Annotated in this window: 15 protein-coding genes; 13 read left to right on the top strand and 2 right to left on the bottom strand. The window is 45.7% G+C overall.

Features of this window, described 5'->3' with window-relative positions:
• Positions 1 to 14: 14 nt before the first annotated feature.
• Positions 15 to 953 (bottom strand): LysR family transcriptional regulator, encoded by a 939-nt coding sequence (locus AC1IR0_RS02225; protein ID WP_409653479.1) that lies wholly within the window; start codon positions 951 to 953, stop codon positions 15 to 17.
• A 117-nt stretch (positions 954 to 1,070) separates the two neighbouring features.
• Between AC1IR0_RS02225 and AC1IR0_RS02220 the strand changes: the two genes are divergently transcribed.
• The 6 genes from AC1IR0_RS02220 (at position 1,071) to AC1IR0_RS02195 (ending at position 7,446) form a co-directional block, all read left to right on the top strand.
• Positions 1,071 to 2,036, top strand: coding sequence for an MFS transporter (locus AC1IR0_RS02220; RefSeq protein ID WP_409653476.1), 966 nt, complete (start codon positions 1,071 to 1,073; stop codon positions 2,034 to 2,036).
• A gap of 9 nt (positions 2,037 to 2,045) precedes the next feature.
• Positions 2,046 to 2,399, top strand: a complete 354-nt coding sequence (locus AC1IR0_RS02215) for an MFS transporter (protein ID WP_409653472.1) — start codon at positions 2,046 to 2,048, stop codon at positions 2,397 to 2,399.
• A 30-nt stretch (positions 2,400 to 2,429) separates the two neighbouring features.
• The gene (locus AC1IR0_RS02210) at positions 2,430 to 3,953 is read left to right on the top strand and encodes a M81 family metallopeptidase (RefSeq protein ID WP_409653469.1); all 1,524 of its coding nucleotides are present in this window, start codon (positions 2,430 to 2,432) and stop codon (positions 3,951 to 3,953) included.
• A 340-nt stretch (positions 3,954 to 4,293) separates the two neighbouring features.
• A complete protein-coding gene (locus tag AC1IR0_RS02205) occupies positions 4,294 to 5,517 on the top strand; it encodes an efflux RND transporter periplasmic adaptor subunit (protein ID WP_409653466.1) in 1,224 nt (407 codons plus the stop codon).
• Positions 5,514 to 6,737 (top strand): ABC transporter permease, encoded by a 1,224-nt coding sequence (locus AC1IR0_RS02200; protein WP_409653464.1) that lies wholly within the window; start codon positions 5,514 to 5,516, stop codon positions 6,735 to 6,737. Before AC1IR0_RS02205 ends, AC1IR0_RS02200 begins: the two co-directional genes overlap by 4 nt.
• Positions 6,730 to 7,446, top strand: coding sequence for an ABC transporter ATP-binding protein (locus tag AC1IR0_RS02195; protein ID WP_004646198.1), 717 nt, complete (start codon positions 6,730 to 6,732; stop codon positions 7,444 to 7,446). Before AC1IR0_RS02200 ends, AC1IR0_RS02195 begins: the two co-directional genes overlap by 8 nt.
• Positions 7,447 to 7,776: 330 nt before the next feature.
• Here the strand turns inward: AC1IR0_RS02195 and AC1IR0_RS02190 are convergent, their stop codons facing one another.
• A complete protein-coding gene (locus tag AC1IR0_RS02190) occupies positions 7,777 to 8,277 on the bottom strand; it encodes a Dps family protein (protein ID WP_004646199.1) in 501 nt (166 codons plus the stop codon).
• A gap of 760 nt (positions 8,278 to 9,037) precedes the next feature.
• Between AC1IR0_RS02190 and katE the strand changes: the two genes are divergently transcribed.
• The 7 genes from katE (at position 9,038) to AC1IR0_RS02155 (ending at position 16,012) form a co-directional block, all read left to right on the top strand.
• Entirely contained in the window at positions 9,038 to 11,161 is a 2,124-nt protein-coding gene (gene katE, locus AC1IR0_RS02185) for a catalase HPII (RefSeq protein WP_409653459.1), read from the top strand.
• 69 nt (positions 11,162 to 11,230) lie between these two features.
• Complete coding sequence (locus AC1IR0_RS02180; protein ID WP_005247038.1) at positions 11,231 to 11,440, top strand: hypothetical protein; 210 nt, start codon at positions 11,231 to 11,233, stop codon at positions 11,438 to 11,440.
• A 48-nt stretch (positions 11,441 to 11,488) separates the two neighbouring features.
• The gene (locus AC1IR0_RS02175) at positions 11,489 to 12,475 is read left to right on the top strand and encodes an acyl-CoA dehydrogenase (RefSeq protein ID WP_409653457.1); all 987 of its coding nucleotides are present in this window, start codon (positions 11,489 to 11,491) and stop codon (positions 12,473 to 12,475) included.
• On the top strand, positions 12,463 to 13,248 hold the full coding sequence (locus tag AC1IR0_RS02170) for a PIG-L deacetylase family protein (RefSeq protein WP_121980081.1): 786 nt from the start codon (positions 12,463 to 12,465) through the stop codon (positions 13,246 to 13,248). Before AC1IR0_RS02175 ends, AC1IR0_RS02170 begins: the two co-directional genes overlap by 13 nt.
• Positions 13,238 to 13,852 (top strand): class I SAM-dependent DNA methyltransferase, encoded by a 615-nt coding sequence (locus tag AC1IR0_RS02165; RefSeq protein ID WP_004730404.1) that lies wholly within the window; start codon positions 13,238 to 13,240, stop codon positions 13,850 to 13,852. The genes AC1IR0_RS02170 and AC1IR0_RS02165 overlap by 11 nt, the downstream gene beginning before the upstream one ends.
• Positions 13,849 to 14,562 carry a glycosyltransferase family 2 protein gene (locus AC1IR0_RS02160; protein ID WP_409653452.1) on the top strand — a complete coding sequence of 238 codons (714 nt, stop codon included), beginning with the start codon at positions 13,849 to 13,851 and terminating at the stop codon, positions 14,560 to 14,562. Before AC1IR0_RS02165 ends, AC1IR0_RS02160 begins: the two co-directional genes overlap by 4 nt.
• Positions 14,563 to 14,767: 205 nt before the next feature.
• Complete coding sequence (locus AC1IR0_RS02155) at positions 14,768 to 16,012, top strand: MFS transporter (RefSeq protein ID WP_004646206.1); 1,245 nt, start codon at positions 14,768 to 14,770, stop codon at positions 16,010 to 16,012.
• Positions 16,013 to 16,032: the final 20 nt, after the last annotated feature.

Here is a 16,032-nt window from a genome sequence, read left to right as displayed (position 1 = left end):
ATTTTATAAGCAATTTAAAAGATCAAATCAAAACTAGAATGAATGCGCTCGATTAATAAATGCTTCGACTCTGACAAATGGGTGTTTTTACGAACCATCAGTTGGGTTTGAGCCGTGTTGCACAGTTCGGAATCAATAGTTAAGGCAACGGCCTGACCTTCTTTAACTGCATCTGCGATATCTGCATAGCGCATGGCAGAAATCCCATGTCCAGCCACCACATAATTTTTTAAGGCATAAATAGAATTGGTGGTCAGGCCAATATTCAGGTTCACTTGTAAGCGTACCATTTCACTGTCGAGTAGCTGACGAAAACCATGCCCTACGGGCATTAAGGCAAATTTATAGGCTGAAATTTCAGAGAGACAAATACGATGCTTGAGCTTGGCAAGAGGATGACCGGCAGGAACAGCCAGAATAAAAGGTTCTATTTTATGAGCAATGGTGCTGATGTCTGTATGAAATGGAGGATTATACGCCAATCCAATATGCGCCAGGCTGTCCACAATATGTCGTACCACATGCTGGGCACTCATTAATTCTAACTGGATTTCAAGATTTGGATATTTATGATGCACATGTCGAAGTACATCATAAATCATATGTTGCATATAACTTTCGCTTGAAACAATATTCACTTTGCCAAGTTGAGAAGATTGCAGCTGAAATAAACTGTCAAATAATTCATTTTCACGATTTTTATTTTCCTTGAAATACTCAAGTACCAGATAGGCGGCTTCAGTCGGAATAATATGCCGTCCCTTACGTTTGAACAGGTTTATTTTTAATTCTGATTCAAAGAGTTGAATTTGTCGGCTCATGGCGGACTGTTCAATATTCAGGATATCTGCCGCTTTGCGCATCGAGCCAAACATCATCACCGTATAGAAATAACGCAAACGCTTTTCATTGATTCCGTTCAGTGGCGCAAGGAATTGCAAGTTTCTGTCCATAAAAACTCTGATGCTTTTAAAGCATCAGTATGCCGAATAAATTACATTGTTATCAAGTCAGGAGCATGCTTACATTGTTTTGAACAATAAGAAGATCTAGATAAAAAGGAGTTTTAGATGGATTTAATGACCTCCCATCAGCAACGGTTAGACCAGATTTACAAGAAAGTAAGCTGGCGACTACTGCCATTTTTATTGCTGTGTTATTTCTTTACTTATCTGGACCGGATCAATATCGGATTTGCCAAGTTGCAAATGCAACAGGAGCTGGGCTTTAACGATGCAATTTATGGCATGGCAGCCGGCATATTCTTTTTAGGTTATGTGCTGTTTGAAGTGCCGACCAACCTGTATTTTGAAAAAGTCGGCGCCAGAAAAACCATTACCCGTATCATGATTTTGTGGGGCCTGACCTCCATGTCGATGCTGTTTGTCACCACCCCACAAATGTTTTATATCTTGCGCTTTTTGTTGGGTGTATTCGAAGCCGGTTTTGCCCCGGGCATGATTTTCTATCTGACCTATTGGTATTCCGGTGCACGCATGGCACGTGTGATGGCGATTGTTATGCTGGCTGGGCCGCTCGCTGGCATGTTAGGTGCGCCGTTATCGACGCAAATTATGAGTACTTTCCATCAGATTTATAATCTTTCTGGCTGGCAATGGTTATTTTTATTAGAAGCTGTGCCAACCGTGCTATTGGGTTGCGTAGCGTACTTTTATTTAACCGATCATCCTTCACAAGCAAAATGGCTGTCTCAAGAGGACAAAGCCTTATTGGTGAAAGAAATTTCCCAACATCAGTCTGCCACTGGTCATAGTAATTTTAAAGCGGTATTAAAGGATCCCTGGATTTATTTCATGGCCTTGGCCTACTTCACCATTATCTGTGGGATCTATGCGATTGGCTTCTGGCTACCATCTTTACTGAAGTCGGGCGGTATCCAAAATTTGCAGATGATTGGTTGGCTGGTGGCGATTCCATATTTATGCGGTGCAATTTTCATGATCATTTTTGCCCGCAGCTCGGACAAATGGCAGGAACGGAAATGGCATTGTGTAGTGCCGACGGTATTGGCCTGAGTCAGCTTGATGTTGTCGGTGATCAGTGCGAATTTCCTGCTGTCCTTTATTGCGATCTGTACCGCAACGGCCTTTATGTTTAGTGCCTATACCATTTTCTGGTCAATTCCATCGAAATACTTAAGCGGTAGTGCGGCAGCAGGCGGAATTGCCCTGATTAACAGTATCGGATTACTCGGTGGTTTTGTCAGTCCAAATATTATGGGCATGGCACAGTCAATGACCGGTTCCATGCTGGCAGGCTGGTTCACGATTGCTGTGATCATGATGCTCGGTGGCGCTTTCCTGATTTATGCCTTCAGACTGAAAAAGCAAGTTGTTCCCGAGCAAGTAACACGCGCTGCCTTAATTGTCGATAAATAATCAATACGTAGCATAGGAAGGATTCAGGATATGAAGAAAATCATCATTGCGGGCTTTCAACATGAAACCAATACCTTTGCCCCGACCAAAGCAAGCTACGCGGATTTTGTCCAGGGTGGGGGATTTCCGCCGCTTAGCCGCGGCGCAGATATCCTGAAATTTCGGGAACAGAACATTCCGATTGGCGGTTTTATTCAACAAGCGGAACAATTCGGGTATCAACTTTTACCGGTGATCTGGGCGGGCACTTCACCTTCAGCGCATGTAGAGCAGGACACTTACCAGCGGATCTGTGATGAAATTATTGCAAGCATCCAGCAGCATCCGGCAGATGCGGTGTATCTGGATCTGCATGGTGCTATGGTCAGTGAACAGGTGGATGATGGTGAAGGCGAATTGTTAAGACGGGTTCGTGAAGCAGTCGGGTCGGATATTCCGGTAATTGCCAGTCTGGATTTCCATGCCAATGTCACGCAAGCGATGTTTGCCCATAGTGATGTGCTGATTTGCTATCGGACCTATCCGCATGTAGATATGGCTCAAACCGGACAACGCTGTGCCCAACTGCTAGATCAAATATTCCGGGGTAAAAAGCTGCATAAGCAAATGTATAAGCTGCCGTTTTTGATTGCGCTGAATGCACAATGTACCGAGCTGGAACCTACCCAGTCTTGTATGAATTTACTCGAACAGCTAGAACAAAATAATCCTGTCCAGATGAATTTCACGCCGGGTTTTCCGGCGGCAGATTTTGAGGAATGTGGTGGTTGTATCTGGGGTTATAGTGAAAACGCTGAGCAGTTAGATCAGGCCATGCAACGCTATATCGCCCATGTGCTGCAACAAGAAACGCATTGGAATATGGGTTTTTTATCACCCGATCATGCCGTCCTGCAGGCACTTCAACTTTATCAACAGCATCATTCGACCAGACCCGTGGTGATTGCAGATACTCAGGATAATCCGGGAGCCGGTGGTGATTCGAATACGACCGGGATGCTATCGGCGCTACATCGGCATCAGGTTAAAAATGCACTGATTGGGCTTATTGTTGATCCTGCGGTGGTGCAACAAGCCTATCAGCTTGAGCTTGGTCAGCATTTTTATGCGAAATTGGGCGGAACATCAGGTATTGCGGGGGATGCTCTATTTAGCGCTGAATTTAAAATCAAAGCCTATAGCGATGGGAAATTCAGCTATGGCGGGCCCATGATGCATGGCGTTGAGGCGGATATCGGCCCGAGTGTATTACTGGAAATAGATGGTATTGAAATTGCAGTCAGTTCCTACAAAGCCCAGTTGCTCGATCGTAATATGTTTAGAATTTTTGGTGTTGTGCCTCAAGATAAATCGATCATCGTGGTGAAAAGCTCGGTACATTTTCGTGCAGATTTTCAGGACATGGCTGCTGCCATTTTAGTCGCGAAAGCGCCTGGAGCCATGAAAGCAGACCCGAATGACCTGCCTTGGCAAAAGATTGATCCTGATAGACGGCTTGTGCCGATGGGCGAAAGTCTGGCGCAACGTGATCAGCCATTGCGTCGTACGGTCTAACATTTAACTAATATCCAATTAACACCCAAGCGATTGAACAGGCGAGCTCTATCATGATCTAGCCTGTTTTTTAATGAAAGCTCCCATTCCTTGAACTCAAGAGAAATTTAATACAATTTTCTGTTACCTGATCCCGTGTCTGGATCTGTTATTGATTAAATTCACTGACACCGACTTAAGCTAGCTCATAAAAGTGGACAGGAACTCAACATTCTTTTCAAATTCAACAAAATACCTATAATTCCAATTAGAAACTTGTTGTAAATTAAACCTTAGGGAAAAAACAAATACAGTTTTGACTTTCTTATTTTAAATTAGACGAATCAACCGGAGATTCTCATTGCGCGCTGCCCGCTATAAAATTTTGCTCATTATCGTATTGCTACTGGCAGTAGGGTTTGCTCTATTTCGTTGGTGGCAGGGGCCAGTGGTGCCTAGTTATACGCTGAGTGCCATGCCGCTGGTACAAAATGTTGTTGCGACCGGACGTGTTGCGACAGTTTCACGTGCCCAGGTAGGCAGTGAAATTAGTGCTGTGGTTCTGCAACGTCTGGTGCAGGAAGGCGATCAGGTTAAACCGGGTGATCTGCTGGTGGTATTGAAATCGGATGAATTGCTGGCCCAAGTCAGACAGGCCGAGCTGGCATTGACCGAATTGGCAAGCAGCCGACGGCCACAGGCTGCAGCAGAACTGGCCAGTGCCAAAGCCCAGCTGGAGCAAGCCAGCCGAGAAGCTACACGTCGACGTAATGCAGAAGCCGGTATCCTGTCGAGGGAAGAAGTCGAACAGGCTGTGGAAGCGGAACGAGTCGCGCGCAATAATTATGAGACAGCTCGGGTAAAAGCAGCCGCATTGGCTGCGGGTCAAGTCGAAGAAGCGTCGCTTCGGGAGCAGCTTGCAGTGGCACAGGCTCAACTGGCCAAAACCAAGATTCGGGCTGCGGTCGCCGGCACAGTACTGACACGCGATGTCGAGCCGGGTGATCTGGTTCAGCCGGGACAAACTTTATTTACCATTGCGTTAACAGGGAATACAGAAATCCGGGTACCGCTAGATGAGCGGAATTTACCGCAACTCGCCTTGCAGCAAAATGCGACCGTCATTAGCGATGCCTATCCGGATCAGTCTTTCCCAGCTCGGATCAATTTTATTGCGCCAAGTATTGACCCACAGCGCGGTACAGTAGAGGTCAGGTTAACTGTCAACCCCGTACCTGATTTTCTGCGTCAGGACATGACGGTATCGGTGAATGTCGAGACGGCCAAACGAGCCCGGGCACTGGCTATTCCAAATGATGCTTTAAGCAGTATCAAGGGAGATAAAGCCGTGGTGTTAATGGTACGTGATGGAAAAGTACAGCGTCAGCAGATTACTTTAGGCTTGCGTGGCCTGGCCATGTCAGAAGTGAAAACCGGGCTGAGCGAGGGTGACCAGGTGCTGGCAGATGCCGAATCTTCATTGGAGGATGGCACCAGAGTTCGCTTAAAACCACAACAGAGTTCATTACAGAATTCTGCTGATATGGCCAATAGTAAAAATGAATTACCGGTGAACTTCGATTGAAAAATTTATTCGGGCGGCTCTGGATCGAATGGAAAATCGCGGTCAGTTTTTTGCGTGAGGGTTGCGCGCAGTCCATCATGATCACCATCGGGGTCGCCGTGGGCGTGGCAGTAATCGTCTTTATCACCGCTTTGATTCAGGGGCTACAAGCCAATATTGTCGAACGAACCTTAGGCACACAGGCGCATATTCGCCTGTTGTCACCCGATGAAGTTAACCAGATTGTGCCGTCTCCCGCCGGAACCGTGCAATTATTGCAGGAAGACAAACGAGCACAGCGCCTGCGTTCGATCAACAATTGGCAACAGATTACTGAAACATTAGACCAGTTACCCGTACTGACCGCTGTCTCGCCGGTGGTGTCTGGACCGGCCTTTGTACAACGCGGTGATGCGATTGAATCCGTGGCCTTGGTCGGGATGAATCTGGAGCGTTATCAGCAGATCATTCCATTAAAAGAATATTTAACCAGTGGCCAGTTGCGGGTCGGCGCGGATGATGTGCTGATTGGCAGTCAACTGGCCAAAGACCTCGGTGTTCAGGTCGGCAGCAAGTTGCGACTGGATACTGGTCAACAAAATAGTGCTTTGGTGAATATTGCCGGTATTTTTGAACTGGGTGTGCGCGAACTGGATGCGCGTTATGTCTATCTGGATCTCAAGCAGGCACAGTCCTTACTCGGCCTGCCAGGCGGGGTAACGGTGATTGACCTAACCATTGCCAATATTTTTGAAGCAGACCAGGTTGCCGCACAAGTCGGACGCCTGACCTCATTAAAAGCCGAAAGCTGGATTGAAACCAATGCACAACTGATGAATGCCATTACTGCACAAAGCCTGTCGACTAATATGATTATTGTCTTTGTCGCAATTTCGGTGGCTTTCGGGATTGCCAGCGTCATGTCCGTCAGTGTGGTGCAGCGCACCCGAGAAATTGGTATTCTGCGGGCGACAGGTGCAACCCAATCGCAAATCCTGAGGGTTTTTCTGTTTCAGGGCGCAATCTTCGGCTTGCTCGGTTCAGTGCTGGGCAGCATAGTCAGTTATGGCCTGGTGTGGGTATTTAATAATTTTGGGCCGGGATTATTCTATATTCCGATATCGATTGAACTGGTGATATTGGCGCTATTGTTGGCGACATTAACAGGCGTACTGGCTGCAGCGGTGCCATCACGCCGGGCAGCAGCACTCGACCCGGTGGAGGCGATTCGTCATGTCTGAGCAATCTCAGGAAGTTCTGCGTCTGGAAGCGCTGCGAAAATCTTATAATATTGGACAGCCCAATGAGGTTGAGGTCTTGCATGGCATTGACCTGCGCATTGATCGCAACGACTTTGCTGCACTTATTGGCCCTTCCGGTTCTGGAAAAAGTACCTTACTGAATATTCTGGGACTGCTAGATAAACCAACGAGTGGCGAGCTGTATTTGTTGGGACAACCTACCAGTGCGATGGATGATACCGGCCGTACGGCGCTGCGCGGCAACAGCATCGGATTTGTATTTCAGTTTCACCATCTGATTCAGGCATTTAGTGCACTGGATAATATTCTCATGCCTTTAATGATGGCGCATGGCAAACCGAATCAGCAGGCAATGCAACGCGCACGTGATTTACTGGCGGCAGTGGGACTGGAAAAATTTGCCGAGCGTAAACCGAATGAATTGTCCGGAGGACAGCAGCAGCGGGTGGCCATTGCTCGGGCCTTGATTACTGAGCCGGCATTATTATTGGCCGATGAACCGACAGGTAATCTGGATACCCAGACCGCGGCTGATATGTTTGAACTGTTTCGTAAAGTGCATCGTGAACGCGACTGCGCCGTACTTTTAGTCACGCATGATCCGCGCCTGTCTGCCACTTGTGATCGTACCATCAATCTGGTCGATGGCCGGATTGAAAGTGATTCGAGCAATTCTCCTCAAGATTAAGCTGTACTGTAAGGAGCCAGGAGGGCTAATTTTTTGAAGCGATCGAAAAGATATTTCAGATTTATAGCTTTCAAAAAATGATAGCCATATATGAGATTGAAATAATCTGTAAACAATCTGTTTGTTAAAAAAGGATGTATGCGATTGCCTACATCCTTAAATTTTGATGGTTTAATTTTAATGATTCTGTCTTTCAGGTTGACCTAATCATTGAACGCCGGTAAATCATATCTAATCAAAGCGTCAGGATGAAGCCGAACTTTAATGGCACTGCCGCAAGTTTCTATTTCATCCTGTGAATAAGCTTGATCTCAAAGATTCGATCCGATTTTATTGTTCCAGATTACTTCTCAGCATCCAGGCCGTTTTTTCGTGGACTTCCAGTCTTTGCGTGAGAATGTCAGCAGTCGGCTGATCATTGGCTTCTTCAATGATCGAGAAAATACTTCTGGCGGTACGTGCCACAGTTTCATGCGCATCTACCAGTAAACGTATCATTTCTTCAGCTTTAGGCACACCTTCCACTTCTTTAATGGAGGTAAGTTTTACAAACTGTTTATAAGTGCCGGGTGCTGCAAAACCCAAAGCCCGAATACGTTCAGCAATGATGTCCAGCGCATTCCACTGCTCAGTGTATTGAGTCATAAACATGTTGTGCAGGCTGTTGAACTGGGGGCCGGTGACATTCCAGTGAAAATTATGGGTCATCAAATACAGGGTATAGCTGTCTGCTAAAAGTCTGGATAAACCGTCGACAATTTTGGCGCGATCATCATGCGAAATCCCGATATCAATTTTCATTGCTTTAGATTCTTTTTTAGAAGAGGCCATGCTCTTACTCCTTCAAACTTAACGCGATATGGTGTATTAAAATAAAGTCGGATGTAGTCGAAGCCCGAGCCAAGAGATGAAATGATCTCTATGACTTTGTATTTGATCTGAACAGGCTGATAGATTTAAGTGGTTATAAGTTATAGATATTAGATCAATATGAGGGCAGGAAGTTTAGTTATTATGTATAAGCAGGGCGCGGGATTGTAACTATTTAAATCTGTCAAGTTCTGACCATCTTCAGCGGTAGCACGTTAATTTCTTATAGCAAATTGAACTTCTAAAAAAGTCCTAATCATTTCAGGATTGAAACATCGTTTTGGGTTATGACGCTTATTTATGAGCAAGATCACATATCACCATACTGAATCTTTATTTCGAAATATCTCTGTGAAATTTTAATATTTTATTTTAAATAAATAACTTAGATAAAAATTTAAATCATAAATAAACCCGAAATTTATAAAAAATAACACAATGCTGCCTTAATTAAACAAGGCACTACAAACAATAATAAATCTCTTTCTCAAATGCAGTTATGTTAGGACACAGGCGAAACCAATAACAATATTCCCAGAAAAGCAAAAATGCTTCGAGTCAGCATATTCAGAAGAAATGTGAGGCTGATACAGGATCGGCTGTAGCAGATTGACTTGCGGGATGATTTTGATTCGGTAAGCCATGCAATATATAAGCTCAAGCGACTTTGAGATAGACCAAAAATATCTGAACTAAACTCAAGCTCAGCAAGGAATACATCATGAAAATTAAGGCCAATAGCCCCGCGACTGGTAAAGACGGTTTAGACAAACAAAATACCAATAAAAAAAGTGAACAGCTCGACGCATATCGCAGTGATGCGACCGAACAGGCACTCACTACCAATCAAGGGGTTAAAATTTCCGATAACCAGAACAGTCTCAAGGCAGGCGTTCGCGGTGCGACCTTGATCGAAGATTTTATTCTCCGGGAAAAAATTACCCATTTTGACCATGAGCGAATTCCAGAACGTATTGTGCATGCCCGCGGTGTCGGCGCACATGGCTATTTTGAGGCTTATCCGGGGAATGAAAAACTGACCAAGGCAGGCTTCCTGACCAATACCAGTGTGCTAACGCCAGTATTTGTGCGTTTTTCTACCGTACAGGGACCACGTGGTTCAGCAGATACGGTACGTGATATCCGTGGTTTTGCCACCAAGTTTTATACGGATGAAGGTAACTTCGATCTGGTAGCGAATGATGCGCCGGTATTCTTTATCCAGGATGGGATCAAGTTCCCGGATTTTGTACATGCAGTCAAACCTGAACCTCAGACCGAGATTCCTACCGGTGCATCTGCACATGATACTTTCTGGGATTTTGTTTCTTTAGTGCCTGAATCTGCACATGCGGTGATGTGGGCCATGTCGGATCGGGGTATTCCGCGTAATTTAAGAGCCATTCAAGGCTTTGGTGTACATACTTTCCGTTTTATCAATGCCGAGAATAAAGCGGTTTTTGTGAAATTCCACTGGACGCCAAAACAGGGTCTCGCCCAACTGGTCTGGGATGAAGCACAAAAACTGGCGGGTAAAGATCCGGATTTCCATCGTCGTGACTTATATGAAGCGATTGCCTCCGGTAACTATCCGGAATGGGAGTTGGGTGTACAGGTCGTTCCAGAAGAAGATGAGATGAAGTACGACTTCGACTTGCTGGACCCAACCAAAATTATTCCGGAAGAACTGGTGCCGGTGACGCCGATTGGCAGAATGGTGCTGAACCGTAATGTTGATTATTTCTTCGGTGAAACCGAGCAGGTGGCATTCTGTCCGGGACATATTGTGCCAGGACTGGATTTTACCAATGATCCATTATTGCAGGCCCGTCTGTTCTCTTATACCGATACTCAGCTCAGCCGTTTAGGTGGTCCAAACTTCCACCAGATCCCAATTAACAAGCCGGTTTGTCCATTCCACAATAACCAGCGTGATGGTTTACACCAGCGTATTGTACATACCGGTCAAGCCAGTTATGAGCCGAATTCGATTGACAATAACTGGCCGACTGAGACTCCGCCAGCTGAACAAGGCGGTGGTTTTGAAAGCTATCAGGAGCGTATTGATGGACACAAGATCCGTCAGCGTAGCGAATCATTCAGTGATCACTTTAGTCAGGCCCGTCTTTTCTACCGCAGCCAGACGCCGCATGAACAGAAGCATATTGTCGATGCCTATGTCTTCGAGCTGAGCAAGGTGGAGCGCAAATATATTCGTGAGCGTGAAGTGCTTGAAGTGCTCTGCAATATCGATCTGGACTTGGCACAGCAGGTGGCTGACCAATTGGGCATTGAAATTCCGGCAGAGAAAAAGGCGGCAAAATTGCCAGAGGTGCAGGTTTCACCACGTTTATCTTTTGAGGCATTTAAACCTGAAGATATTAAGGCACGCAAAATTGCGCTATTGGTGCACGACAAGGCCAATGAGGCCAGTATCAAAGCTGTTCAAGCTTGGGCAGAATCAGAAGGGGCTGTGGTCGATGTACTGACCCCAAAACCGGGCCCGGTACTGGGTCAGCAAGGCGAGGTGATTCCTTCCGATGGTATGCAAAAAGCAGAACCATCCATTGCCTATGATGCCGTGGTGATTGCTGACGGTGATAATTACGATGTGGTAATGAAAGACGGTGTGGCGACTCATTATCTGCTGGAAGCCTACAAGCATTTAAAACCAATCGTGTTCCTGGGTGATAAAGGCAAGCTGATTGAAGATCTGCGTTTGGTTAGCGATGAAGGAACTCTGGCAAACGGACAGTTTGAAGCAGTACAAGATAGCTTCAAGACTTTAATCCTAAACCATCGTGTCTGGACGCGTGAAGCGATTGCGGAAGCGATTCCTGCCTAAACGATTCAATTTATGTTAGAGGATAGAGGCTAAGGCTTCTATCCTCATGGTTTTAAAATGGATGAAGAGATGGTGAGACTGGATGTCAAAAAGTTGTTGGCTCAAGCACAACAAGCCAAATGGAGCAGAGAACAGGACATTTATCTCATTGAACATAATCATTTGCCTTTAGCTGAACTAATGCAGCAACTCTGTTTCAATGAAGAAGAGATTAATGCACGGCGTAAGGTACTAGGGCTGACCACACGTTTAAAACAAATGCGCAAGCTTTCTCATTAACTGACTTTAAAAACACAACAACATTATCCGTATTTTATGAGGAACCGCATGCAGAACCTCGGTTCAATATTACAAAGATTTGAAAACTCTCCTCTGGAGCTACAAGAAAAAATTCAGCACACTTTAATGGAACTGGTGGCGATTTCCGATCAGGTGCCTTATCCCGCTTCCGGAGCCACCTTAAAACGCTGGCAGATGCTTAGTCAGGTTTCGGCAAGCAATCTGAGCCTAGGCAAATTGTTTGAATCCCATCTGGACGCCTTGGCCATTTTGCATGAATTGAATATTCCGGTAGAACAAAAAGGCCTATGGGCAGTATGGGCGGCAGAAGGTGGACCCAAACCTTTAACATTGCAAGCAGGAAAGCTAAGCGGAATTAAGCCTTGGTGTTCTGCATCGGTCTGGGTGCAACACGGTCTGCTGACTCACCGTGATGAGCAGCAATATTCACAATTACTGATTCTGGATCTGCAGCAAGAAGGCATTCAGCATCATCAGGATACCTGGCAGGCAGTGGGCATGCAGCATACCTTGACTGCCCGGCTGGAACTGGATCATGTTGAGGTGGAAAAAGTCGCAGCTCCAAATGCCTATCTGGATCGGCCCGGATTCTGGCATGGCGCCGCAGGTGTGGCCGCGTGCTGGTATGGCGCAACCGTGCGTTTGGCTGAATATTTAAGACAGGCAGTATTGTTAAAACCGCATGCCTATAAGGCCATGTATCTCGGTGAAATTAGTCGGGAGCTTTTAGCGACACAGTCCTTATTTTATCAAGTTGCTGCATTGATTGATCAGCAACCGCAACACGCACATGAGTTAAAGATTCGCAGCCTGCGTGCTCAGGTGGAAGCGACTGCCTTAAATGTACTAACTCATGTAGGTAAGGCACTTGGTGCTGGGCCGTATTGTGAGCATCCGCATTTCGCTCGGCTTGCAGCAGATCTTCCGGTATTTATTCGTCAAAGTCATGCTGCATTTGACTTGGAGCGGATTGGCGAGCTGACTGCACAGGAGGAACAATTATGGACGTTATAAGACATGAGATTGTAGGGGATCGTGTCATCCATGGTGAAGGCACAAGACTTGAAGAATGGCGTTCCTGTCAGATCCTGCAACAGATGCCGGAATTTGATATTCCTAAGGTTATTCCTCTAGATGCCAGAGTCTGCATCATTGCCCCTCATCCTGATGATGAAATTTTGGGCTGTGGAGGCCTGATTCAGCGTCTGGACAAATTGGGCTATCAGATCATACTTTTTGCCGTTACCAATGGGACAGCCAGTCATCCCGGCTCTAGTCTATATACTCCCGAAGAGTTGAACCAGATTCGTCCTGCTGAAACGCGAGCAGCTTTAGAAGCGTTACCTTTAAAACAGAATATCTTGCGGATCGCTTTAGATATTCAAGATGGCAAGGTGGCCGAACAGCGGGATGTGTTGCAACAGCATCTACAATCTTATCTGCAACCGAATGATGTGTTAATTAGCACATTTGTTCATGATGGACATCCAGATCATGAAATTACGGGGCAGGTCACACAGCAGCTGGCCACTGAACTTCATTTGCCCTGTATTCAGGTCTTGATTTGGGCATGGCATTGGGCAACACCTGGAGATACCAGAATTCCCTGGACCGTCGCTCATCAACTCAAATTAACTGAGGAAGAATTACAATATAAGTCTCGAGCTGCGCGGTGTTTTAAGAGCCAGATCGAGCTTGATCCGACGATAGATCAATCACCGATTCTGCCAGAGCAGGCATTACAACGTATTTTACAGCCCTGGGAGGTGTATCTGTATGAACAGTAAAGCAGCCTATGATCAGGAATATTTCGATGCCTTATATGCACTGAATCAGGGAGATCCCTGGCAATATGAACAGCGTTGGTATGAACAGCGCAAACGGCAGATTTGTCTGGCGATCTTGCCGCACTTGCAGTTTGACTCCGCGATTGAGATTGGTTGCAGTAATGGCATCTTTAGTCAGGAACTGGCGCGGCGGACAAATAGCTTAATGTGTCTGGATGCCAATAATACTGCGATCCATTTGGCGCAGCAGCGTTTACAAGCTTATCCGCATGTACAGGTGTTACAGCGGATCGTGCCAGATGATTTGCCCGAACAGAAATTTCAGCTCATTGTCGTCAGTGAGATTTTATATTATTTGAACCCGATTGCTCTGCAACAGGTGCTGACATGGCTGCATACTGCACTGGAACCGGGCGGATGTATCTTGAGTTGTCATTGGCGCGCGCCAATCTCGGGATTTAGCCTAAATGGTGAAGATGTCCATCAGTATCTCAAAGCGCATTTAAACTATGAACATTGTTTAAGCTTGCAGGACTCCGATTTTTTGGTAGATCTCTGGCTGAATTCAGCGCAATCTGTGGCAGAGCAGGAGGGTTTGAGATGAAGAAAATCGGTGTGGTGATTCCGGCCTGTAATGAAGAAGCCTATATTGAACGCTGCCTATTAGCGTTAAAATCAGCACAAACTTATTTTTTTCAATACTTTAAAACAATAAAAAATCTTCCTGAAATCCAGATTCTCGTGGTCTTGGACCATTGTACTGATAGCACCGCCGTTAAAGTTCAGCAAATGGGCATTCCGGCTATGAGCTGCGACTTCCGAAATGTCGGTAAGGCACGCCATTTGGGGATTCAGCAAATGATCGAGCAGGGCTGTGACTGGATTTGCTGCACCGATGCGGATTCTTTTGTACAGTGCGACTGGTTTCAGGTCATGTTACAGCATCAACCCACCGATGCGATTTGTGGTGTAGTCGAGCTGGATCAATGGGATCATTTAAGCCGCAAAACCCGTCAGGCTTATCTCCGACATTATCAGGACAGCATGGGTCATCGGCATATCCATGGCGCAAACCTGTGTTTTAAAGCTTCGGCTTATATACAGGTCAATGGGTTTCAGCAACTGGACTGTCATGAAGATGTTGATTTCATCCACCGTTTAGAAAAAGCCGGCGCTCAGATTGTCTGGTCGAATCAACTGAGAGTCACCACCAGCAGTCGGCTCAGCTCCAAAATTGCCGCAGGTTTTGCCCATTTTCTGCAAAAACTTGAGCTTAAGCAGGTCGCGAAAAAACCGATCAGCCTGTGCAAATAAAAGCATAAAACTATAAATTTTATACAATCAGACACTTGTAAAAAATCTTAAAATTCGTGTCTAAAAACTATTCCATTTAAATTTATTCTGTTTATAATTCACGCAAATTCAGCCCCGCAAACTTATACATTCTAGCTATAAGTCTGTGGGGTTTTTCTATGGATGAACGGTAATGGATGCCTGAGCCTTCTTTTTTGGTAATACAATGTTCAATCAAACACTGCTTTCTCGAATTCAGTCTCCATCACCATATCTATGGCAGAAAATAGCGACTGCGTTATGCTTCTTTAGCTTGGGCTTTAGTACTGCGGCTTGGGCACCCTTAATTCCATATGCACAGCAGCGCCTGTTATTAAATCATGCTGATTTTGGCCTGTTATTGCTGTGTGCCGGAATCGGTTCAATGCTGGCGATGCCGCTGGCCGGTCGACTGGCCAATGCCTTGGGTTGCCGTGCTGTTTTGGCCGTAATTCTCAGTGCATTTTTATTTATTTTGCCTGCTCTGGCTTATAGTCCGAATCATTTAATGATGGCAATCAGCCTGTTTTTCTTTGGTGCCAGTGCCGGTGCTTTGGGCGTGACTGTCAATATCCAGGCTGCACAGATTGAGAAAAAACTCGGTAAAAGTTTAATGTCGGGTTTTCATGGAGTGTGTAGTTTAGGTGGTCTGGCAGGCGTACTGGGCATGACCATGTTAATGGGACTTGGCTTGGCGCCTTTAACCGGTGCGGTGATTGTCAGTGTAATTTTGCTGCTTATTGCCTTATTCGCTGTTCCTTTAAGTTTGGGTGCTGAGCCAAAAACAGCGGTAGAAGAAACATCACCAGAACAACCGGTAAAAAAAGCAGCACCGACCTGGGCAATTTTAGGTATTGGTCTGATCTGTTTTGTGGCTTTTCTTTCGGAAGGTGCCGCCATGGACTGGAGTGGTATTTATCTTGCTACTGAGTTCAGCCTGCCTGCGGCGCAAACCGGTTTAGCTTATAGTTTCTTTGCGGGTTTGATGGTACTAGGACGTTTTAGCGGTCACCTGATTATTCAGCAGTTTGGTGAAAAAAATACGATTCTGTTAAGTGCACTCTTGGCTGCAACCGGTTTATTAACCGTGGTTTTTGCCCCAGTCTGGCAAGTGGTGTTGGTCGGCTACGCGATTTTAGGTTTAGGTAGTGCCAACATTGTACCGCTGATGTTTTCCCGTGCAGGACGTCAGAAAACTTTGGCTTCACATGTGGCATTGTCTTATGTATCGGTATTTGCTTATACAGGTTCGTTGATTGGGCCAGCATTGGTCGGCTTTGGTAGTGAAATCATCGGATTGAGTCTGGTATTTAGCGTGATTGCGATTGGTCTATTGAGTATTGTGATTTTGAATCATTTCACTGCAGACCCAAGCGAAGTACAACAAAGCGAAGAGATTGTGGCTCCTCTTCAAAATGAAACACCAGCTTAATGCTGGTGTTTTTTTTTACT

Source organism: Acinetobacter sp. 129952 (genome assembly GCF_056642055.1).
The sequence above is the reverse complement of the archived record's forward strand: the minus strand, read 5'-3'. Positions and strand labels throughout refer to the sequence as shown.